Genomic DNA, 20,398 nt, shown 5'->3' on the forward strand with positions numbered 1-20,398 from the left:
GGCTACCATTCGCGTCAGCGGCGCGTAGCGCTTAAGCCCGCTCCGTACCGCTTAGCGGTCGGAGCCGGGTAGTTTACGGTCTTGCTGGGTGAATCGAGAGAGAACTTGCTGCCAAAGGTGGGCAAGCTGGGATCCCCTGCCCTTGGCGTACAGCAGGCGGGATCCCTCTGCCTGAGGATCGGGTTCTAGGCGCAGCCAGAGGTAGGTTGCTGGCAAGTAGGGCAGGTACTGAGGCCATTCGATGGCGGTGATCCCAGCTTGGCTCCAAAGTTCTTCCAGCCCCAGATCGTCGAGAGCTGAGGACTCGGCTCCGCCAGAGGGGGATCCCAGACGGTAGAGATCGCAATGAAAAAGAGGGATCTGTCCGGTGTGGTATTCCTGGAGCAGCACGAAGGTGGGGCTGTCGATGGGTTCAGGGATCCCCAAGCCCTGGCCTAGGCCCTGTACAAAGGTGGTTTTGCCGCTGCCCAGGTTCCCTTCTAGAAGGATCACTAGGCCGGGAGGGGAGTTTATCCTGCTCCTGCCCTGGGGGTTGTGTTGCTGGCCTGAAGAGTCAAGGAGGCGAACGGCAGCCTGGGCTACCAGGGCCGCCAGCGATTGGGTGGCAGCGGCAGAGGGCAACACCAGAGGAGAAGCTTGTTGCCAAAGCTCTTCATCTCGTGCGCTCGCCATGGCTTACGGCTCCTTCGAGGGGTGCTCAGGGGTGGGGATCCCTGTCGAGAGATCAGGTGAGGGCCTCACTGGGCTTAGGTGAGCAGAAGCACGTCTTTGGGCGGTCAGCATCACGGCCAAGCCAGCTCCGATGAGCAACAGGCTCACTCCCTGGGCCACTCGCAAGGACCCCAGCATGAGGCTGTCGGTGCGCAGCCCCTCGATCCAGAAGCGTCCAAGGCTATACCCCAGCAGGTAGAGACCCAGGAGGCTACCAGGCGGAGGCTGACGCCGATAGCTCAAAAAGAGCAGGATCCCGAAGAGGCCCAAGTTCCAGAGGGACTCGTACAGAAAAGTGGGATGCACACGGGATCCGTCGGGGAGCTGTAGCTGGATCCACAGAGAACTATCCGGAGGCAAAACCTCTCCATAGGCCTCGTTGTTGAAGAAGTTGCCCCAGCGACCGATGCTCTGGCCAAGGCTGAGGGAAGGAACGATGCAATCGGCCAGCAGCCAGAAGTTCAGCCGCTGCCGGCGGGCAAATAGGTAAAGTGCCGCACTGCCCCCCAGCAAAGCGCCATGGATGGCCATCCCCCCCTGCCAGAGGGCCAGGACTTTCCACCAAGGGCCATCTCGATATCGCTCCCACTCAAAAGCCACGTAGTAAAAACGGGCAAGGGGCAGGGATCCCACCACCAGCCACAGCAGCAGATCAGACATGGAATTGGGGGGAAGACCGCGCCGTGCCGCCAGGTGGCGGGCCAGGAGCAAGCCCAGCACCATGGCTAAGCCGATCAGCAGGCCATACCAACGCAGGCTGAAGGGGCCCCAGGTGAACACAATTGGACCGGGGGATTGCAACACCAGGGTCATGAGCACGGCGGTATTCCTGAACTGGTCTTTCTAGCTCACTCTACCTATTCTGCGACCCTCACCCCCAGCCCCTCTCCCTGAGGGAGAGGGGAGCTGGGAACTGAGGCAAGGTACGAGCTGACTCCAATTTGGAGGGAGATAAAGGGATCCGCTGAGGGCAACAAGGCGACAATGTTAGAATGCAGGCTCGATTTTCCACCGCAACTCCTGGGGGAGGGTGCTGGCCATGACCCGAAGCAAAGCTTCTGCCGTGAACAATGGAGACGACTTGGACAAGTTGAAGTCGGAGAAACGCAAAGCTCTGGATCAGGTGTTGGGCCAGATCGAGCGCAATTTCGGCAAAGGGGCGATCATGCGCTTGGGAGATGCGGCCCAGATGCGGGTGGAGACCATACCCAGTGGCGCTATCACCCTCGACTTGGCCATGGGCGGTGGCTACCCCAAGGGGCGAATCATCGAAGTCTTCGGGCCGGAATCTTCTGGGAAAACCTCGGTTGCTCTGCACGCCATTGCCGAGGTGCAAAAACGAGGGGGAACAGCCGCCTTTGTGGATGCCGAGCACGCGCTGGATCCCACTTATGCAGCAGCTTTGGGGGTGGATATCCAGAATCTGCTCATCTCCCAGCCAGACACGGGGGAGGCAGCTTTGGAGATCGTCGATCAACTGGTGCGATCTGCTGCTGTGGACATTGTGGTGGTGGACTCGGTGGCAGCGCTGGTTCCCCGCGCCGAGATCGAGGGGGATATGGGAGATGCCCACATGGGACTACAGGCCCGCCTGATGAGCCAAGCACTGCGCAAGATTGCCGGCAACGTCAGCAAAACCGGATCAATTGTTCTGTTCCTTAACCAGTTGCGCTCCAAAATCGGCGGCATGGGCTACGGCCCCCAGGAAACCACCACCGGCGGCAATGCCCTCAAGTTCTATGCGTCGGTGCGGCTGGATATTCGCCGCGTGCAAACTCTAAAAAAAGGTGCTGAAGAATACGGGATCCGAGCGCGGGTCAAGGTGGTGAAAAACAAAGTTGCTCCCCCCTTCCGGCGGGCAGAATTTGACATCATCTTCGGCCAGGGCATCTCCAACATCGGCTGCATTGTCGATTTGGCTGAGGAGATGGGCATTCTCAAACGACGCGGTTCCTGGTACAGCTACAAAGAGGAGAATGTGGCCCAAGGGAGAGACAATCTGGTCGTTTACCTGAAAGAAAAGCCGGAGATCCTGGCGGAGGTGGAAGCGGCTGTGCGGGAAAAACTTTCTGCAGGGGTAACGGTTTCTGCCAGCCGACCGGGGGGGATGGAGGAGGGAGAGCAGGAAGAGATTGAGGCCCCCATCTTTGCAGATGAGGAGTTGTGAAACGAGGGCGGCTCTTTAAGCTGTGTCTCTCAACTGGGCTCGCCGCTGGCGCAAAGCTTCGTAGAGCAGCAATCCCCCTGTCATGGCCACGTTGAGGGATTCGACGCCCTCGGCCATCGGGATCCGCACCTGGGCATCGGCCTGCTGGATGGTGGATGCCTTTAGGCCAGCCCCTTCGTTGCCCAAGAGAAAAAGGGTTGGCCGGGTGAGGTCGTGATCCCAATGGCAGGTGGCCAGAGGGGAGAGGGTGGCGGCCAAAACTTGGATCCCTTGGCGACGACAGGCCTGGATCCAGGTGGGCAGGTCGGGCAAGACTTGCGGCGGGCGGCGAAACCACTGGCCGGCGGAGGCCCGCAGGACTTTGGGGTTTTCCGGATCGACGCTGTCTGCGCTTAGCCAGAGGCCATCAGCTCCGGTGGCCGCCACGACGCGGATCAGGGATCCCAAATTACCTGGATCTTGCAGGGCTTCGACCACCAAGCCCAGGCGCAACGCCTCTGGGGGAGGGGAGGCGATTTGCCGGCTAACGGCCACAGCTACAACCCCTTCCGGAGACTCGGTGGTAGAGAGGGCCGCCATCACTTCTAGGCTGACGGCCTGCCGCCGCAGATGCTGGGGCAGGCTGGCCAACAACTGGGGATGACGCTCGGCCCAATCGAAGGTGTAGCAGACAGCTCGCAGAGGCCAGCCGACCCCCAGCGCCTCTTCGAGGAGGTGGGATCCCTCTATTAAGAAGGCGCCCTGTTCCCGCCGGCCTTTGCTGCGGTGCAACTGCCGCAACTGCCGGATCCAAGGGTTTTTTGGGCTGGTGAGCAGCTCAGAAGCCATGCGGAGGAAGGGGAGAGATGGGACGGGGAAGGCTTAATCGCAGCGGCGCAGCCGTTGGATAAAAAATCCATCCCGATCCTGGCGATGGGGCCAGATGAGCAGGGGATCCCCTTCGGCGGCCCAGTGGGGATGCCGGTTCAGAAAAGACTGGATGACCGCCTCGTTTTCGGCAGGATGCAGGGTGCAGGTGGCGTACACCAACAGTCCGCCCGGCTTGAGCCAACGGGCTGCCACCTGCAACAGCCGACCCTGCAGATGGGCCAGCTCCTGCACCTGATCGGGGGTTTGGCGCCAGCGGGCATCGGCATGGCGGTGCAGGGTTCCCAGGCCGGAGCAGGGAGCGTCCAGCAACACCCGGTCGGCGCTCTGCCAGGGGGGCAGGGGGGCAGGGGGTTCGGCAGCGGCGCTCAGGGATAACAGGTCGATGGCCAGGGGACGGATCGAGCGCAAGCCTAAGCGCTGCACATTTTCCTCTAGGCGCCGCAGGCGGTGGGGATGGCGATCCAGGGCCCAGATCTCGCCGCGATCCTGCATCTGCTCGGCCATGTGGGTGGTCTTGCCGCCGGGGGCGGCACAGCAGTCAATCACCCGTTCCCCTGGCTGGGGATCCAGCCAATGCACCACCTGCTGGGCGCTGGCATCCTGAACACTCCACCAGCCCTGGGCAAAGCCCGGCAGGGCCCTGATATCGCCGGCAGGCCGCCCTAGCCGCAGGGCGCCCGGCACCTCAGGGATGGGTGAGGCGGGGATCCCCACTTCTGCCAAGGCTTGAATGACTTTGTTCACATCTGCCCGCAGCGGGTTAACCCGCAGATCCAGGTGGGGCGCTCGGTTGAACCAGGCGCACAACTGCTCGGTCTCGGCTGGCCCCAGGCGCTCCCACCAGAGGCGCACCAGCCAGTCGGGAAAGCTGTGCCGGATCCCCAAGGCCTGAATCGGATCCGTGGGCAGCGTGTCCTGTAAGGGCTTGAGGGGATCCTTTTCCGCCCCATCCAACGCTTGCCGCTGGTAGGCACGCAAGATGCCGTTCACCACCCCTGTCAGGGATCCCAGGCCCACCTGGCGGGCCAATTCCACGCTGGTGTGGATGGCGGCGCTGGGGGGGATGTGATCCAGAAAAGCCAGTTGGTAAAGGCCAAGGTGCAGAATCAGCCGCAAGTCGGGCGGTTGCTGGTGGGCAGAGCGGCGGGCAAAGCAGTCGATCAGGGCATCAAGGGTGCGGCGACGGCGGGTAATGCCGTACACTAGCTCGCTGACCAGGTGCCGGTCGGCGGGGATCAGGCGGCTATGGGCCAACAGGTGCTCCAGCACCAGGTCGGCGTAGGCGTTTTGCCGCTCGATCTTCTGCAGAGCCAAGAGGGCCAGTTGACGCGCGTTCATGGTCGCCCCAAAGGTTTTCCTATCCGCTGCCCTTGTCCAGGATCCCCGCTGGGCGATACTGGAAAAGCTCTTCTCCAGGGATCCCATCATGCCTCACGCCAGTGTCTTTCTCGAGGTGATCCCCGCCATCGACCTTTTGCAGGGCCGCGCCGTGCGTCTTTACCAAGGCGATTACGCCCAGGCGGAACAGGTGGCCGCCGACCCCATCCAGCAGGCAGAAATCTGGGCTGCCCAAGGGGCGCCTCGCCTGCACGTGGTAGACCTGGACGGGGCCAAAAGCGGGGATCCGGTTAACTTGCCCATCATTGCAGACATCGTCCGCAAACTGGCCATCCCGGTGCAGGTGGGGGGCGGGATCCGATCTCTCGAACAGGCGCGGCAGTTGCTGGACTTGGGGGTAGATCGGGTGATCGTCGGCACTGTCGCTGTGGAGGATCCCAACACTCTAGAGGCGATGACTCAGGCCTTGCCAGGACGCATCTGGGTGGGGATTGACGCCCGCCAAGGGCAGGTGGCTACCCGCGGCTGGCTGAACACCACCCCCCTGCCGGCCACCGAACTGGTGCAACGGGTACAAGCTCAAGGGGCTGCCGGGATCATCTACACCGACATTGGCCGGGATGGCACCCTGGCCGGCCCCAACCTGGAGCAGTTGCGGCAGGTTCTGGCTGTTTCCCGCCTGCCGGTGATTGCCTCTGGGGGCATCGGCTCGCTGACGGACTTACTTGCCCTGCTGAGCTTGCCGGGTTTGGCCGGAGCCATTCTGGGCAAGGCCCTTTACTCAGGAGCCATCTCCCTGCCGGAGGCGTTGCGCGCCGTGGGGCCGGGCCGCTGGCAAGATCTGCCGCCAGAAACGGGATCCCGGTGGGCCTAGGAAGAAACAGCCCTGGCAAAATTTTTGCCATACTCTATGAAACCGACATGTAACTAAACAGCTTCTGGGAAACCAACTGGGAAGGAAGCTCTTCCCCAGACTGACTCTTGTCTAGGCGTTTATGGAAGTTCCCGCCCTTCGCCCCGCCGTTCAAGCCTTACAGCCGGAGTTGGTGGCCTGGCGCCGCCACTTGCATAAGTACCCAGAGCTGGGTTTCCAAGAGAAGCAAACTGCCGCCTACATCAGCCACCGCCTGAGAAGTTGGGGGATCCCGCACCAGACCGGCATCGCCCACACCGGCATTGTGGCCACCATCGCGGGAGAAGAGCCAGGGCCGGTTTTGGCGCTGCGGGCCGACATGGATGCCCTACCCATTCACGAGGCCAACGAAGTCGAATACCGTTCCGCCATCCCCAACGTTATGCACGCCTGCGGCCATGATGGCCACACGGCCATTGCCCTGGGCACCGCCAAGCTGCTGCAGCAGCAGCGCCAAAGCCTCAGAGGCACCGTCAAAGTCATTTTCCAGCCCGCTGAAGAAGGTCCCGGCGGAGCCAAGCCAATGGTGGAAGCGGGGGTGCTGAAGAACCCAGATGTAGAAGCCATCCTCGGCTTACACCTGTGGAACAACCGTCCTCTGGGCACCATTGGCGTCAAAAGTGGCCCCTCGATGGCCTTTGCCGATCGCTTTCAAATCGAGGTCATTGGACGGGGCGGCCATGCCGCTCTTCCCCAGCAGACGGTGGATGCCATTGTGGTCGGATCCCACATTGTGAGCGCTTTGCAGACCATCGTCTCCCGCAACGTGGATCCACTGCAGCCGGCGGTGGTGACGGTGGGCCGCTTCCGGGCCGGCGATACTTTCAACGTCATCGCTCCCAGGGCAGAGATTTGGGGCACCGTGCGCAGCTTTCAGCCGGAAGTGCGGGATTTGCTGGCAAGGCGTATTGAAGAAATCGTGGCCGGCATTTGCCAAGCCTACGGGGCCACCTACGAGTTCCAGTACGAGCGGGGCTATCCGGCGGTTCACAATGACCCTGCCATAGCAGCCCTGGTAGAACAAGCCGCCCGCCAGGTGTTTGGTTCAGAAGCCGCGATCGTTTCTGAGATGACCCTGGGCGGGGAAGATGTCTCGTTTTTCCTCAACGAGGTGCCCGGCTGCTACTTTTTCCTGGGATCCGCCAACCCTGCCAAAGGACTAGATTATCCCCATCACCATCCCCGCTTTGACTTTGATGAAGCTGCTCTCGGCATTGGCGTGGAGCTGTTCTTGCGCTGCATTGAAAACTACACCGGAAAGACTTTGGGCTGAGGGGAGCACTTCCCAGAAAAGCTATGGCGACTGGAATATAACTGACGAAGCCGCTCGCTACGTCAAGTCCTAGCTCCCCTCTCCCTGAGGGAGAGGGGCTGGGGGTGAGGGCCTCAGGGAGAGGGGCCGGGGGTGAGGGGTCGCCTCTAGGGCCGGAGTAGGTCGGCGGATCCAGCGCCGGGGATCGGCAAGCGTTGCAGCGGTTCTGGGGTGGGCGGGGCAGGGACAGGGTTCAAGGCGGTGGGAATGTACAGGGGCTTGGGATCGGGATCCCCGCCGAAGGCCAGCAGAATGGCCCGCAGCAGGGCCTGTCGCTGTTGCCGGGTCAGGGCTTGCACGGCTGCCTTGTCTTGGGCATAGGGGTTAACCGTCAGGCGCTCGGCACCCGGGTAGCGCTGGGCAACTATCGGCTCATTGGCGTCCAAATAGTCCGCTAGCGTCAGTTGCCAGTCAAAGCGGTCGGTAGGAGAGCGACCGACCACCTGCAGGTGGTAGACCATCATCCGCCGCACCAAGGTATCTTCCTCGGGCGCGGGGCCGCCGTCATTGGGGTTCACGGGGGTATAGCCATTTTCCAGCGGCAAATCTGGCAAGGCCGCGTAGACCTGCCGCGCCGCCTCAGGGATCAGCCGCAACTGGGCATAGGCAGGGCCGGATCTCAGTAGAGCCACAGCGGCAATGCCCACCCAACTTCGCCAAAGAGCTTGTTTCCTCACCACAACTTTCTTCTCCGCTGGCAGCAAACTAGCGTTCCAAATGGTCGTGAAACTATTTTTTGAGCTGCAATGCTCATCTCTCCTGAGCAGAAAAGCTTGGGATCCCGGAGCACTTGGGAAGTGTCGCAACCTACAAGGGACGGTCATGAACCGTTCTAAACTGCATGGATTTTTTGACTCAACATTTATAGACAGGATGCTCGGCTGCTGGTTGACCTCAGCTTTTGAGGATCTCTAGTCAATACTCAATCCCTCAACCACTTGAGGCTGAGGACGTGGCTTAAGGGGAGCAGATTGGGCCAGGCGATCCCGTTGGCGATGCGCCTGAAAGTGATTTTGCCACAAGCCGAGGATATCTAGGGTTTCGCCACCATGCTGGGTGTAGCGCTGCCGCACTTTACACAGAACAGGGGTATTGACACACACACCGGAGACGATTACCTGACCCTTGCTCAAAGCCGGCAATTCTTGGAGCAGATCCCGTCCGGCAGCCTCAACGCTGTGGCGCAGGTTTTCTTGATCGGAAGGGTTGACGATTCGCATCAAAAATTGGCTCATGCATTGCGACAGAATATCCGAGTCCAACTTGCCGGGGCGTTGCGTAATGAGACCTACTCCCAGTCCAAACTTGCGTCCTTCGCTAAGGATGGTGCGCAACACCTGCTTGCAGCGGGAAGGCTCGTGGGCAGGAGCAAAGCGATGGGCCTCTTCCAACAAGATAAAAACAGGATAGGGCAGGTAATTTTCATCCCCCGGCTGGATCTTGCCTTTATGGGTGTTAATGCGGGCGTAATTGGCCTGGCGCAGAATAGCAGCGGCAATCACCTGCTGCTCTTCCTGGCTAATCTCGTGCATTTGTAAGATGGTTACCTGCCCTGGCTCAAACAAATCCTTTGGAGCCAGGTGTTCTACATTGCTGAAATAGGGAGAGCGATCGATCTGCTCCAGCTTCCACTCCAGGGCAGGTGCTGAGGATCCTTGAGATCCATCTTCCTTGGAATCCGCTTCGTTGACGGCGTCGATCAGATCCTGAATCGTCCAACGTACTGGATTAAACTGGGTAACCTTGCGGAAAGCCTTCTCTAGGAAAGATTTCTGCCGGTCGGTGGTCTCTGGCAGGAGGGTAAGGATATCGAAAAAGTTGAGAGAAGACACGCGGATCTTAATTTCTTGTGGGGAGAGAACCTTAACCTTAGGGCGGTAGCCGTCTTCGCCCAAAAACTTGGGGTGGGACTGCATCTCTGCCAGCGTATGGTATTCCCCATGAGGATCAAAAATAAGAACAGCAGCCCGGTTTTTGGGCAACATCAACTCTTCAATCAAGACCCCCGCCGTATACGATTTTCCGGATCCCGTCCCTGCCAAAATAGCCAGATGGGTGCTAACCATTTCCTTGACATCCAGCACCACGGGCACCGCTCCCTCATCGCGCAACAGCAAACTGCCCAAGTGAGCGCCCCCAATGGCTGTTTCATCCCGTTTGTTCAAAATCGATTTCAGCAGACGATTGGAGGCCAAAAAGACTTTGGCACCGGGATCCGGAGGGCGACGGGGGTTAATAAAGCCCATGGCGCGGTGAAAATAGCCGATGACCTCGACGGTAACTGCGTAGATTTCTGGGTTGGGATGGGTAAAGCCCACCAAAGCCACAATGGTGCTGGGATCGATCTCGGTGTCGGCAAAGATGCGATCGGGAATGTGATCCAAAAGCTGGACTTGGCTGATTTTGCCTAGGATTTGCAGGGTTTGGGACTGGAGATCCCGCACTTCATAGTAGACAAAATCGCCTACCCTTACGGCTTGGGTATTGGAAGTGATAAACACATATTGGTTGGGGGTTTCACCGGGGCCCTTGACGGTGCCGATTACCTCTGGGGCCTCTTCATCAGAGGAGAAAACAGCTTTTGGATAGCGCCCATTCTCAGAGGGCTGAGGCATCCCTACAGTTTTTTTGGTCATCAGCGCATCGCTCCTACAGTCATTTTCCAGGCCAATTCTTTGCTTAGAATTTGCAGGGCCCGCTGTTGGGCTGGATCGGAAAACATGGGTATGATATCGTTCAAGACTTGATAAATAAGGTGGTCAGCAAAGTTGCCACCGCTGCTCAAGAGCAATCCATAATACGAAAACTGGGTTTGACCTTGGGGATCTTGGTGAAAACGTAGGATTTCTTCTTGGCTCATGCGAAAAACGGGTGTGTTTACGGGCACCACCACGCGCGGGATCCCTTGCCGGCCACAGCCCCGCTCTTCGTCCAAAGCTCCGATGAGAACCACCGAAAGCAGTGTGCGCACCTCGTTTTGTAAATCAGGGGAAAAATAGGGATCCGGCTGGCTGGAAAGGCGTGGGCCGGAGTTGAGAAAGAGTGGGTTGACAATTTGGGTGTTATAGACCAGACCCACAGCCCAGTGCCGTTGATCGCTCTCCAGCTTAACAAAGCTGCCAAAGCCATAGTCGTCGGGAGAGGGAGGATTCTTGACTTCTAAGATGTCATCCACCTGCACTACGTAGTCGCAGTGATTGTTGGAGCGAACCACCTTGCCCAATCTCATCGAACCCGCCTCCGCTGCAGTTTACTCACCGTTTTCTGAGATAACCTGAGGCTGAGCTTCTCGCGGCTTGCCCAATCTTGCATCAGGCGCAGGAAAAGGTTGCGATCTTCGTTGCGAATGACGGCTATTTGATCGGCTGTCTCCAACACATAGGGATAGCCTCTTCCAATGATCACCTCGCAGCGCACCAGATCCACCACCCAGTCCAAAAGTCCTGCCTCATAAACCCAAACCGGTATCTCCAGCCGGGCCGGAAAGTTGTTGTTAGTGCGCAAATAAATAAATCCCACCCGCTCCCGCATTTCTTGGTAGGAGTTGAGGATCCCATCTTGAGGGTTGAGGCTGCCGCCACGAGCGCAGATAAAAAAAGGCGTGCGCTCCCCCCACTCTAGCCAGGGGCTGAGCAATTGGGCATCGTGGAGCTGAGGAGCTTCAGGAAGATCGAAGCAATGCCGCAGCAATGTCACCAGATCCGAGGTATAGGTGGTGTCGATGTAGGCAACGATGGGGATCCGGTTTTGCTCGCTGGCCCGCAGCACCTGGAGTAAACATTGTACGTAGAAATCTCGGCTTTCCGGCTCAAGAGCTTCCGCGAAGGTAGCCACCAACGCCCCATCTAAAAAGGCCAACTTTCGGGATCCAGGCTGAGCTCTCCGGATATATTCCACCAGCTTTTCTGTTTCCATTTGAAAGCGACGCATGTTGACAACGCGCTCTTTGGGCTCACCGCTGCTATCGGATCCCAAATCCTTTGGAGTCAGTACATCGACTTGAATATCTTTCTCATACAGGCCTTGGGCACAGTGATGATTCTCATACCAGCCGATCTGCACCAAGGCCACCGGGATCGACAGATCCTTGCTGGGATAGATCTGGGATCCGTCTACTGCAAAGGTGGGAATATTTTTGATAACTGACTTTGCCCACTCACAGCTTTCTTCGTAGCTGGCCCATTGCTGCTTAAAAGGAATTGCCCAACTGGAATGAAGATCCCATTCTTGAGTGGGCAGGGCACCGGGAAAGTCCAAAAGCGCTGTTTTTTCAGCAATCTCTGCGCTCGACCACCGGCACAAGCTTTTCATGGCCTGCCGATACCCTTCTCTGCGCTCCGATAGCCCTTGATCAAAAGTCACGAAAGCCTCTCGCTTTTGCTGCAATACCGCCAGAACCCGGTCAGCTCTAAATACCATAGATGGGATCCCTCCTCATCTGGTCAGAGCCGGAGTGCCTCTCCACCCGAATGATGTTCTCCGTTACTTGCTCAAAGGTATCGTCATGGCTGATTACAAATAGCTGCTCAAAAGATCGCAAATTGGTGATGGCCTCTGCCAACCGCTGTCGCCGCTGGGCGTCCATGTTGGTGGTGGGCTCGTCGAAGAAGGCAATATCCAACTGTCCTAACACCTTGAGCAAAGCCAGGCGAACTGCCAGAGCTGCCGACATCTGCTCTCCTCCAGAGAGGCTGGCAAAACGTCGTTTGGGGCCGCCTCCCTCTTGAACGCGGATCTCGTAGTCGGCCTCCCAGGTGAGGGCAACATTGGGGCGGTTGAGGATTTCCCGGAAGAGGTGATCGGCAATGTTGTTGATCTGCTGTAGATAGTATTGGGTAATTTGGGGGCCGGCCTTTTTGTAGGTATCTCGGCTAAACTTAATGAAGCGATGCAGCCGCTCTTTCTCGATGCGTTGCGTCTCAACTTGTTTTAAGGTTTCTCTCACCCGCTCCAGTTGCTGTAACCTTTCCTGGATTTTCTGCAGTTGAGGGGCAAGGCTTTCCAGGCGAGCTTGGGCCTCGGCCTTTTGAATTTCGGTGGCCTGCAAAAGGGAGTGCAGACGTTGGTGCTCCTGAGGCTGATAGAGGGAAGCCAAAGGATCCCGCTCTGCCCGTAATCGGGACAGTTGGGTTTGCAATGCTTGCTGTTGCGCCTTCAGTTCACTGAGCTTTTGTTCTCGTTGGGGGAGCAGTTTGGCAATAGGCTCCAGACGTAGATATTGCTCGTGATCCGCTCGGTAGTGTTCGCGCTGTTCTTGCAGGGATCCCAGCTCTCGATCCAAGTGCTCAGTTTGCAGCAGCGCTTCCTCAAGGGGACGGAGTGCTGCCTCCAAATCCTGGATTTGCTGTAGGTACCCTGCCTGCGTTTGCAGGTACTGTCTTTCCAGCTTGAGCTCTGCTTTCAGCCGCTCGGCCCGGCTTCTGGGATCCCCCAGGGACTTCAAGGTTTCAGCAGCTTTTGCAATTTGGGCTTGCAGGTAATCTTGGGATCCCTCTGTTTTCTCCCAGCGATCAATTTGGGCTTGTTTTTCCTGCTTGGCTTGCTGGATCTGTTCTAGGGCTAACTGAGCTGCTTGCAGTTCATCTTTTCGTTGTGGCAAACTTTGGACAAGTGGTTGCATACGGATAACGGTTTCATAGCTGTTGCGATGGCAGCTCTGCTCCTCCCGTAAAGCGGCAATTCTCTCGTCTAGATCGGCAAGTGGCTGAAGCTGCTGCTCCAGGGTTTGTATCTGTTGTTCAAGTTGCTGGATGCTGGCTACAACTTGCTGGTACTCTTGCTCAACTCTCGGCTTATGGTTGAGCTCCTTTTCCAGGCGCTGGATTTGTCCTTTGGGATCCCCTAGTGCCTGCAGCGCTTGGCCAATTTCCTGTTGTTGCCGAAGAAAGTCCGGCTCCGCCTCGAGGCTCCACTGAAGATCCTCAATTTTGCTCTGGCGTTCGTTTTGCCATTGCAGCAACTGTTGAATTTGAGCTTCTAACTCGGGAATCTGCGCCGTTAAGCCAAGCAGGGGCTGCAAAGTCTTGAGTTGCTTCTGGATATCGGCCAGTTGCTGGCGTAACTGAGGCTCGCAAGTTTGCGGGGAAAGATCCTGGAGAATCTGTTGGATGGATTGCAGTAGCTGTTGGCTGAGGGCTGAAGACTGGGCCAGAACTTGCGGGATCCGCTGCCATAGAGGTTGGAGTTGCGGATAACTCTGTTGGCAAGCGGCCAGCTCCTCCACAAGACTTTGAATGCTGTGGTTGTGCTGGGCCAGTTGGTGAGAGCCCTGCTCGACAAGGGCTTGGAGTTCCTGCTGAAATTGCCGCGCCGCAGCCAGGCGGCTGAGCTGAGTTTGCAGTCGCTCTTGTTGAGCCTCAAGGAGGGGAATCTTGGCTACGTGCTCTCGATCGGCCTGTCGCTGTCGAAGCTGCAGCCGCAACTGTTCCAACTGGGCCCGGCCCTGTTCCTGTTCTGTTTCTCTCTGTCTTAGTTCTAGGCGCAGGGCCTGAAAAGAGGCCAACTTCTGGCCAATTTGAGAGTACCGTTGTTCCAGAGCAATTTGCTTTTCGCAGAGAGTTTGCAGGTGTAGCTTTTCCTCCTCCATTTTGTGGAAGAGGTGGAGCTGTTGTCGATATTCGGATTCTCGCAATTGGAGTTGGTGGAGCTGCTGCCGTAAAGTTTCCCGCTGAGCTGTCAAGGTCTGCCGTGTTCGTCGCAACGCCTCTTGCTCTGCCACCCAAGCCTCCAACTCCAGATAACGCCTGTAGGCTGATTGGTGCTGTTGACAAATGGCCTGCGCCTGTTCAGCCTCTTGGACGCGGCTTTGCAGCAGTTGACAGCGCCCGGCGTGGGCTGACCATTCTCCCTGAAGCTGCTCCCAGTCGCGGTGCAGTTGGAGCAAGGTGTCGAGCTGCTGAGCCCAGTGGCTTTGTCGGCGCTCCAGCTCCTCTTGGGCTTGAATCTGGGGAGCCAGCTCCTCTAGCTCCTGCTTCCAGCGCTGTTGTTGGCTTAGTTTTTCCTGCAGCCTCGCCAGTTGGTTTTCGAGGTTCTGCTTTTGCGAGAGCAGGCCCTCCCGCTGCTTCAGCCACTCCAGGCGCTGCTGCCGTTGCTTTTCCAGCTCCCGCAACCGATCTTCTATGGCCAGAAAGCGCTGGGATCCCTCTTGATGGCGCTGTTGTTGTACCTGCGCTTGCTGGGCCTCTGCCCACAGCTTTTCGGCTTGCTCAAGGGCTACTGCCAGCAGGGATCCCTCTTGCTCCAGTTGAGCAATTTGCTGGTCGAGCGTTTGGATTTGCGCAAGCAGCTTCTCCAGCCGCTCCAGCTCCAACTTCACCTCGGCCAAGGTATGGGTATGGTGGCTTAAGCGCTCCTGCCAATGCCTCAGTTCTTGCTCAATTCTCTGCTGCTCTACTTGGAGTGGATCCCAGTCTTGCATCTGTTGATGGAGCAGCTCAATTTGATGCTTGACGGCCAAAACTTGCGCCTCACTGTATTTTTCAACTGCCAGCAGATCCTTTGCAACTTGCTGGTACTCTTCTACCTTCAAGATGCGGTCGAAAACTTCTTTCCGCTCCCGACTGGTTTTGAGAAAATCTGCGGTGAAAGTGCCCTGGGGTACCCCAATGGTTGTGGCAAAGAGCCGTGCCAAATCAGTACCAGCGGGCACGCCCAAATGTTGCCTCAGCCACGCCAGCACATCTGCCTTGCGCTCGTAATCTAGGCGCTGCTTCAATTGCGGATCGAAGAGGCGATATCCCTGGCTGACACTGCGACGAACGTCATAGGTGCGCTGATCCCACTGGGAAATAAACTGGACAGTAGCCACCGCATCGTTGGCGCCTGTGCGGATGAGTTCTTCTTGGTTGTAGGGGCAGTAGTCAAACAAAACCCAGGCGATGGCCTCTAGAATGCTGGTCTTGCCTGCTCCATTTTCTCCACAAATGGCGTTGATACCGGGCTCAAACTCGAAGAAGGCGTCCTCATGAGACTTGAAGTTCTGTAGAGCCAGAGAGAGGATCCGCATGGTCAGTCTTCTTCCCCCAGAAAGGCGCCGCTCAGGTGAGCATACACTTCCGCTTCGCCTTGCCCGTCCAGGATTTTCTCTTTGAGATCCAAGAGTAACCGTGCCAGCTCTTCGCTGCGCTTGCGGTAGTGGGCATGGCTGCTCAGCAGATCCCTGTAGATTTTCTCTTCAATTTGCAGCCTGCGCCCTTCTTCTTCGAGGGAAAGAGCAGCCGACCCGATCTCCAAAGTAGTGGCTTCGAAGCGGAAGAGAACCAGCAGGGCACCGGTAAGCTGCTGAATCTGCTGCTGCAGGGCGCGGCTATCCAGCTCGTGCTTGGCAAAGCCCACCTGCCCCACCAGCCGAAACTCCACCATTGGCTCTAGCCCACTTTCGGGAAGGTCGGATCCCTTGGCCAAGGCAATTGCGGCTGCAACAATCTCTTCGGGGGTTTCCCGGCCCTTGGCTTCGAGAGAGATCCGTCGGTGAGGCCGCCGATAGTAGTCCTGCACCAGCTCAGCCTGAGGCGGGCCATCTCCCCAGCAAACGCGGTAGGCTCCCCGCGGAAAGTCCCACTCGGCGCTACTGTTGGCCTCCAGGGATCCGGGATTGAAGATCCAGCCCTCTTCCGTATAGCTTTTGTGGATGTGCCCCAAAGCCAGGTAGCCCACCCCCGCCTCCCGCAAAGGCAGCAGATCCCGGTAGCGCAAGGCCCCTTGGTAACGGGCAATTTGCCCCTCCAGCCCGTGGTGAAACATCAACACCACCCGCTCGGGCCCGGGGGGCAGCCGGCGAATGGCCGCCGCCAACTGCTCGATGGACTTGGGGGCCGCCGACCCGTACCACTGGGATCCGATCACCCGTACCCCACAGGGCAGGTCTAGATAGCCCCCCCGCCCCCCTGCCCAGGGGCGCAGCTCCAAACCCTCCTCTCCTGCTTCCGGCTCCAGCAGGATCAGTTCGCCGTGATCAGCCAAGTATCGCAGCCAACTGGTCTTGACACCGTAGGGGCGATTGTCGTGGTTGCCCTCAATGGCCAAGACGGGGATCCCGGCCTGCTTTAGCTCCCGCAAGACAATCTGGGCTTGGTTGAGGACGCCAGGCTGAATTTGCCGATGCTCAAACAGATCCCCGGCGATGAGGACAAAATCCACCGGGTTCTGGATGGCATGGCGGCGCACCACATCCCGAAAGGCCAAAAAGAAATCTTTGCTCCGCTCCGGGCTGTTGTAGCGGTCGTAGCCCAGATGCACATCGGCTAGATGCAAAAAGGTGCAGGTAGAAGTGGCCATCGCCCGAACCTGCCAGCAAATTGCCCACAGTTTAGCTTAATCGGCGGGAAGCCCCGCACTGTAGGGGTGAACTGTGTTTACCCAAGAGCCAATCAGTGTCGGGATGAAAGCCGTTCGTGCCACAATACGCTATCGGTTCGCGCAGCGTGGCGTAAGCCATGGTGTGTTGACTCAACGAAGATAAGGGTCGGGAAGTGCCGGGATTCGTTTACCAGACAAACCCTAGTGCTCAACCCGATATAGGGATCCCTGCCCGGTCATTTGCAGCTTTGCCCGCATTGCCACCACTAGAGGTAGGTGCCGCCCCGCCGCTGCTGGCTACGGATCCGGTGACATTAGCCAACGGCTCCAGAGGCTCCGGCCCCTCTCCTGAAAGCCCAGAAGCCGCGAGACGCTACTTGCTGCCGCTAGCCTAGAACAAAAAGTATCGTTGCGCCATCGGCAGGACTTCTGCCGGCTCACAGGTGAGCAATTCTCCATCGGCCCGTACTTCATACGTCTCCGGGTTGACCTCGATGTGAGGGGTGCTGCTGTTGAGTTTCAAATCCGCCTTGCCAATCTCGCGGCAATTCTTGACCGCTACGGCCCGGCGTTGGATCCCCAGTTTTTCTGGGATCCCCAGGTCTAGGGCAGCCTGGGAGACAAAGAGCAGGCTGGTCTCGCTCAGGGCGCGGCCAAAGCTGCCGAACATAGGCCGAGGGTACACCGGCTGCGGGGTTGGAATCGAGGCGTTGGGATCCCCCATTTGGGCATAGGCAATCAAGCCCCCCTTCAGGACGATCTCCGGCTTAACCCCAAAGAAAGCCGGCTTCCACAGGCACAGATCCGCCAGCTTGCCCACCTCTACCGAGCCGATGATGTGGCTGAGGCCCTGGGCAATGGCAGGGCAGATGGTGTACTTGGCTACGTAACGCTTGGCCCGAAAGTTGTCGTTGCGGCTGCTATCCTGCGGCAGAGGCCCCCGTTGCACTTTCATTTTGTGGGCGGTCTGCCAGGTGCGAATGATCACTTCTCCCACCCGGCCCATGGCCTGGGAGTCGGAAGAGATGATGCTGAGGGCCCCCATGTCGTGCAAGATGTCTTCGGCGGCAATGGTTTGGGGGCGAATGCGGCTTTCGGCAAAAGCAATGTCCTCTGGCACCTCTTTGCTCAGGTGATGGCACACCATCAGCATGTCCAGGTGCTCTTCGATGGTGTTGCGGGTAAAGGGACGGGTGGGATTGGTGGAGCTGGGCAGCACGTTGGGCTCGGAAGCAATGCGGATGATGTCGGGGGCGTGCCCACCTCCGGCCCCTTCAGTATGAAAGGTGTGAATGGTGCGGCCATTGATGGCGGCGATGGTATCTTCCACAAAGGCCGACTCATTTAAGGTATCGGTGTGGATCAGGGTCTGGATGTCGTATTCATCCGAAACCTGCAGACAGCTATCGATCACCGCCGGCGTCGATCCCCAGTCTTCGTGGATCTTCAGCCCGCAGGCCCCCGCTTCCACCTGCTCCCGCAGAGCTTCAGGAAACGCCGCGTTCCCCTTGCCAAAAAAGCCCAAGTTGACCGGAAACCCTTCCGCCGCCTGCAACATCTTCCCCAAGTTCCAGGCCCCCGGTGTGCAGGTGGTGGCGTTGCTGCCTGTGGCCGGCCCGGTTCCGCCACCCAAAAGGGTAGTCACTCCCGAAGCGATGGCAAACTCGCACAGTTGAGGACAAATGAAATGCACATGGGCGTCGATCCCGCCTGCCGTCAGGATCAAGTTTTCGCCGGCAATCACCTCGGTGCTGGGGCCAACCACCATGCCTGGTGTCACCCCCGTCTGGATGTTGGGGTTGCCGGCCTTGCCGATGCCGACAATGTAGCCGTCGCGAATGCCCACATCGGCTTTGACGATGCCCCACCAGTCCAAGATCAGGGCGTTGGTGATCACCAGATCCAGAGCCCCGTTGGCGCGGGTGGCCGTCGGCGATTGCCCCATGCCGTCGCGGATGGTCTTGCCGCCGCCGAACTTAATCTCCTCGCCGTAGGTGGTGAAATCCTGCTCCACCTCGATGATCAGCTCGGTATCCGCCAGACGCACTCGATCCCCTACTGTGGGGCCGTAGTTGCTGACGTACTGGCGACGGGGAATTTCCAGAGTCATAGAAGGACATCTGCGCAGGAAGCTGTCAGCTTTCTACCACATATCCCCACCCAGAGGATCCCTTGCTGCCCGTTGCCCAGTTCCCAGCGTTCATTTCACCAGAGCAGATTGGGTTGGTGAAAATTCGTTACATATATTTACATCTACAATTGGAAAAACGATTGCCAATCGACGCCGACCCCGATCAGACAAGGGATCCCTCGTTTAATTATTGTGAAGCGACGGGGGGTTTACAAACCCTGACCTATAATGCCTGGTAAGTCCCGCCCTGGGGGGTTTCCTGACGATGGGCGGGAATGCTTCGTTCCTTGTCGCAAGAGAGGAGTTCTTGATGACAACTACACCCAAGGAGCGAGAGCCAAAGGTTAAGGTGACGGTTGATATCGATCCGGTTCCCACCTCATTTGAGAAATGGGCCAAGCCGGGACACTTCGATCGCAGCCTGGCGCGTGGCCCCAAGACCACGACCTGGATCTGGAACCTCCACGCTCTTGCTCATGACTTCGATAGTCACACCAGCGACCTAGAAGACGTCTCTCGCAAGATCTTTTCTGCGCACTTCGGCCACCTGGCGGTGGTCTTTGTCTGGCTGAGCGGCATGTACTACCACGGCGCTCAGTTCTCCAACTACTCCGCTTGGCTGGCGGATCCGATCAATATCAAGCCCAGCGCCCAAGTGGTCTGGCCCATTTTTGGCCAGGAGATCCTCAACGGCGATGTGGGCGGCGGCTTTGAAGGGATCCGCATCACGTCGGGCCTCTTTCACCTCTGGCGGGCTGCCGGCATCACCAATGAGTTTCAACTCCTCTGCACCGCTATTGGTGGCTTGGTGATGGCTGGCCTCTGCCTGTTTGCCGGCTGGTTCCACTACCACAAGCGGGCTCCCAAGCTGGAGTGGTTCCAGAACGTGGAGTCGATGCTCAACCACCACCTGGCGGGCCTGCTGGGGCTAGGTTCTCTGGCCTGGGCCGGTCACCAAATTCATGTGGCCATCCCCATCAACAAGATGTTGGATGCGGGCGTGCCGGCGGCTCAGATCCCTCTGCCCCACGAGTTCATCCTCAAGCCGGCCCTGATGAAGGAGATGTTCCCCAGTGTGGATTGGGGCTTCTTCAGCGGGGTGGTGCCTTTCTTTACGTTGGACTGGGGCAAGTACGCGGAGTTCCTCACCTTCAAGGGGGGCTTGGATCCGCAAACCGGCGCCCTCTGGCTGACGGATCAGGCCCACCACCACCTGGCCATTGCGGTGCTGTTTATCGTGGCGGGCCACATGTACCGCACCAACTGGGGCATCGGCCACTCCATTAAAGAGATCCTGGAAGCCCACAAGGGTCCCTTCACCGGCGAAGGCCACAAGGGTCTCTACGAAGTGCTGACCACCTCCTGGCATGCCCAACTGGCCATCAACCTGGCCATGGTGGGATCCCTGAGCATCATCGTGGCCCAGCACATGTACGCCATGAACCCCTACCCCTACATGGGCATCGACTACGCCACGCAGATCTCCCTCTTTACCCACCACATGTGGATAGGGGGACTGTTCATTGTTGGCGGCGCTGCCCACGGGGCCATCTACATGGTGCGGGACTATGATCCAGCGGTAAACCGCAACAACGTGCTGGATCGGGTAATCCGCCACCGCGACGCCATCATCAGCCACCTGAACTGGGTGTGTCTGTT

At 58.4% G+C, this 20,398-nt stretch carries 15 protein-coding genes; 4 read left to right on the forward strand and 11 right to left on the reverse strand.

The genetic code is table 11. The annotated features are described in order from the left end of the window. Nucleotides 1–51 precede the first annotated feature (51 nt). Complete coding sequence (gene tsaE / locus NW841_RS04490) at nucleotides 52–672, reverse strand: tRNA (adenosine(37)-N6)-threonylcarbamoyltransferase complex ATPase subunit type 1 TsaE (protein ID WP_414385570.1); 621 nt, start codon at nucleotides 670–672, stop codon at nucleotides 52–54. 3 nt (nucleotides 673–675) lie between these two features. Then, nucleotides 676–1,524, reverse strand: coding sequence for a prolipoprotein diacylglyceryl transferase (gene lgt / locus NW841_RS04495; protein WP_414347756.1), 849 nt, complete (start codon nucleotides 1,522–1,524; stop codon nucleotides 676–678). A gap of 226 nt (nucleotides 1,525–1,750) precedes the next feature. Here lgt and recA point away from each other — a divergent pair, with 226 nt between their 5' ends. Continuing rightward, nucleotides 1,751–2,878 (forward strand): recombinase RecA, encoded by a 1,128-nt coding sequence (recA, locus tag NW841_RS04500; protein ID WP_414335760.1) that lies wholly within the window; start codon nucleotides 1,751–1,753, stop codon nucleotides 2,876–2,878. A 15-nt stretch (nucleotides 2,879–2,893) separates the two neighbouring features. Here the strand turns inward: recA and NW841_RS04505 are convergent, their stop codons facing one another. Beyond that, nucleotides 2,894–3,706: a TrmH family RNA methyltransferase gene (locus tag NW841_RS04505; RefSeq protein WP_414335762.1), complete on the reverse strand. Its 813-nt coding sequence runs from the start codon at nucleotides 3,704–3,706 to the stop codon at nucleotides 2,894–2,896. A 33-nt stretch (nucleotides 3,707–3,739) separates the two neighbouring features. Beyond that, the gene (locus NW841_RS04510) at nucleotides 3,740–5,086 is read right to left on the reverse strand and encodes a 16S rRNA (cytosine(967)-C(5))-methyltransferase (RefSeq protein ID WP_414385573.1); all 1,347 of its coding nucleotides are present in this window, start codon (nucleotides 5,084–5,086) and stop codon (nucleotides 3,740–3,742) included. An 88-nt stretch (nucleotides 5,087–5,174) separates the two neighbouring features. Here NW841_RS04510 and hisA point away from each other — a divergent pair, with 88 nt between their 5' ends. Both hisA and NW841_RS04520 read left to right on the forward strand, forming a co-directional pair. Continuing rightward, complete coding sequence (gene hisA / locus NW841_RS04515; protein ID WP_414335765.1) at nucleotides 5,175–5,960, forward strand: 1-(5-phosphoribosyl)-5-[(5-phosphoribosylamino)methylideneamino]imidazole-4-carboxamide isomerase; 786 nt, start codon at nucleotides 5,175–5,177, stop codon at nucleotides 5,958–5,960. A 121-nt stretch (nucleotides 5,961–6,081) separates the two neighbouring features. After that, nucleotides 6,082–7,272 (forward strand): M20 metallopeptidase family protein, encoded by a 1,191-nt coding sequence (locus NW841_RS04520; protein WP_414366207.1) that lies wholly within the window; start codon nucleotides 6,082–6,084, stop codon nucleotides 7,270–7,272. Nucleotides 7,273–7,418: 146 nt separating this feature from the next. Here the strand turns inward: NW841_RS04520 and NW841_RS04525 are convergent, their stop codons facing one another. The 7 genes from NW841_RS04525 to ureC all read right to left on the reverse strand — a co-directional run bounded on the left by NW841_RS04525 (nucleotide 7,419) and on the right by ureC (nucleotide 18,718). After that, nucleotides 7,419–7,988: a hypothetical protein gene (locus NW841_RS04525; RefSeq protein WP_414385575.1), complete on the reverse strand. Its 570-nt coding sequence runs from the start codon at nucleotides 7,986–7,988 to the stop codon at nucleotides 7,419–7,421. Between the two features lie 234 nt (nucleotides 7,989–8,222). Continuing rightward, nucleotides 8,223–9,947, reverse strand: coding sequence for an ATP-binding protein (locus NW841_RS04530; RefSeq protein ID WP_414376261.1), 1,725 nt, complete (start codon nucleotides 9,945–9,947; stop codon nucleotides 8,223–8,225). Beyond that, nucleotides 9,947–10,540 (reverse strand): hypothetical protein, encoded by a 594-nt coding sequence (locus NW841_RS04535; protein WP_414334988.1) that lies wholly within the window; start codon nucleotides 10,538–10,540, stop codon nucleotides 9,947–9,949. The genes NW841_RS04530 and NW841_RS04535 overlap by 1 nt, the downstream gene beginning before the upstream one ends. Further along, nucleotides 10,537–11,730, reverse strand: coding sequence for a DNA double-strand break repair nuclease NurA (locus NW841_RS04540; RefSeq protein WP_414385576.1), 1,194 nt, complete (start codon nucleotides 11,728–11,730; stop codon nucleotides 10,537–10,539). Before NW841_RS04540 ends, NW841_RS04535 begins: the two co-directional genes overlap by 4 nt. After that, complete coding sequence (locus NW841_RS04545) at nucleotides 11,720–15,316, reverse strand: AAA family ATPase (RefSeq protein ID WP_414385578.1); 3,597 nt, start codon at nucleotides 15,314–15,316, stop codon at nucleotides 11,720–11,722. The genes NW841_RS04540 and NW841_RS04545 overlap by 11 nt, the downstream gene beginning before the upstream one ends. A 2-nt stretch (nucleotides 15,317–15,318) precedes the next feature. After that, nucleotides 15,319–16,587: a metallophosphoesterase family protein gene (locus NW841_RS04550; protein ID WP_414385579.1), complete on the reverse strand. Its 1,269-nt coding sequence runs from the start codon at nucleotides 16,585–16,587 to the stop codon at nucleotides 15,319–15,321. A 412-nt stretch (nucleotides 16,588–16,999) separates the two neighbouring features. Beyond that, a complete protein-coding gene (gene ureC, locus NW841_RS04555; protein ID WP_414335744.1) occupies nucleotides 17,000–18,718 on the reverse strand; it encodes an urease subunit alpha in 1,719 nt (572 codons plus the stop codon). Between the two features lie 331 nt (nucleotides 18,719–19,049). Here ureC and psaA point away from each other — a divergent pair. Then, nucleotides 19,050–20,398 (forward strand): photosystem I core protein PsaA (gene psaA, locus NW841_RS04560; protein WP_414385582.1); only part of this gene is annotated, 1,349 nt, incomplete at its 3' end.

It is taken from the genome of Synechococcus sp. H60.3 (assembly GCF_047462295.1).
Classification (GTDB): domain Bacteria; phylum Cyanobacteriota; class Cyanobacteriia; order Thermostichales; family Thermostichaceae; genus Thermostichus.

Coding starts and splice junctions, on each gene's coding strand:
- hisA (WP_414335765.1), top strand. CDS start 5,175: ATGCCTCACGCCAGTGTCTTTCTCGAGGTGATCCCCGCCATCGACCTT.
- recA (WP_414335760.1), top strand. CDS start 1,751: ATGACCCGAAGCAAAGCTTCTGCCGTGAACAATGGAGACGACTTGGAC.
- NW841_RS04535 (WP_414334988.1), bottom strand. CDS start 10,540: ATGAGATTGGGCAAGGTGGTTCGCTCCAACAATCACTGCGACTACGTA.
- NW841_RS04505 (WP_414335762.1), bottom strand. CDS start 3,706: ATGGCTTCTGAGCTGCTCACCAGCCCAAAAAACCCTTGGATCCGGCAG.
- NW841_RS04530 (WP_414376261.1), bottom strand. CDS start 9,947: ATGACCAAAAAAACTGTAGGGATGCCTCAGCCCTCTGAGAATGGGCGC.
- lgt (WP_414347756.1), bottom strand. CDS start 1,524: ATGACCCTGGTGTTGCAATCCCCCGGTCCAATTGTGTTCACCTGGGGC.
- NW841_RS04510 (WP_414385573.1), bottom strand. CDS start 5,086: ATGAACGCGCGTCAACTGGCCCTCTTGGCTCTGCAGAAGATCGAGCGG.
- NW841_RS04550 (WP_414385579.1), bottom strand. CDS start 16,587: ATGGCCACTTCTACCTGCACCTTTTTGCATCTAGCCGATGTGCATCTG.
- NW841_RS04540 (WP_414385576.1), bottom strand. CDS start 11,730: ATGGTATTTAGAGCTGACCGGGTTCTGGCGGTATTGCAGCAAAAGCGA.
- tsaE (WP_414385570.1), bottom strand. CDS start 672: ATGGCGAGCGCACGAGATGAAGAGCTTTGGCAACAAGCTTCTCCTCTG.
- NW841_RS04545 (WP_414385578.1), bottom strand. CDS start 15,316: ATGCGGATCCTCTCTCTGGCTCTACAGAACTTCAAGTCTCATGAGGAC.
- ureC (WP_414335744.1), bottom strand. CDS start 18,718: ATGACTCTGGAAATTCCCCGTCGCCAGTACGTCAGCAACTACGGCCCC.
- NW841_RS04520 (WP_414366207.1), top strand. CDS start 6,082: ATGGAAGTTCCCGCCCTTCGCCCCGCCGTTCAAGCCTTACAGCCGGAG.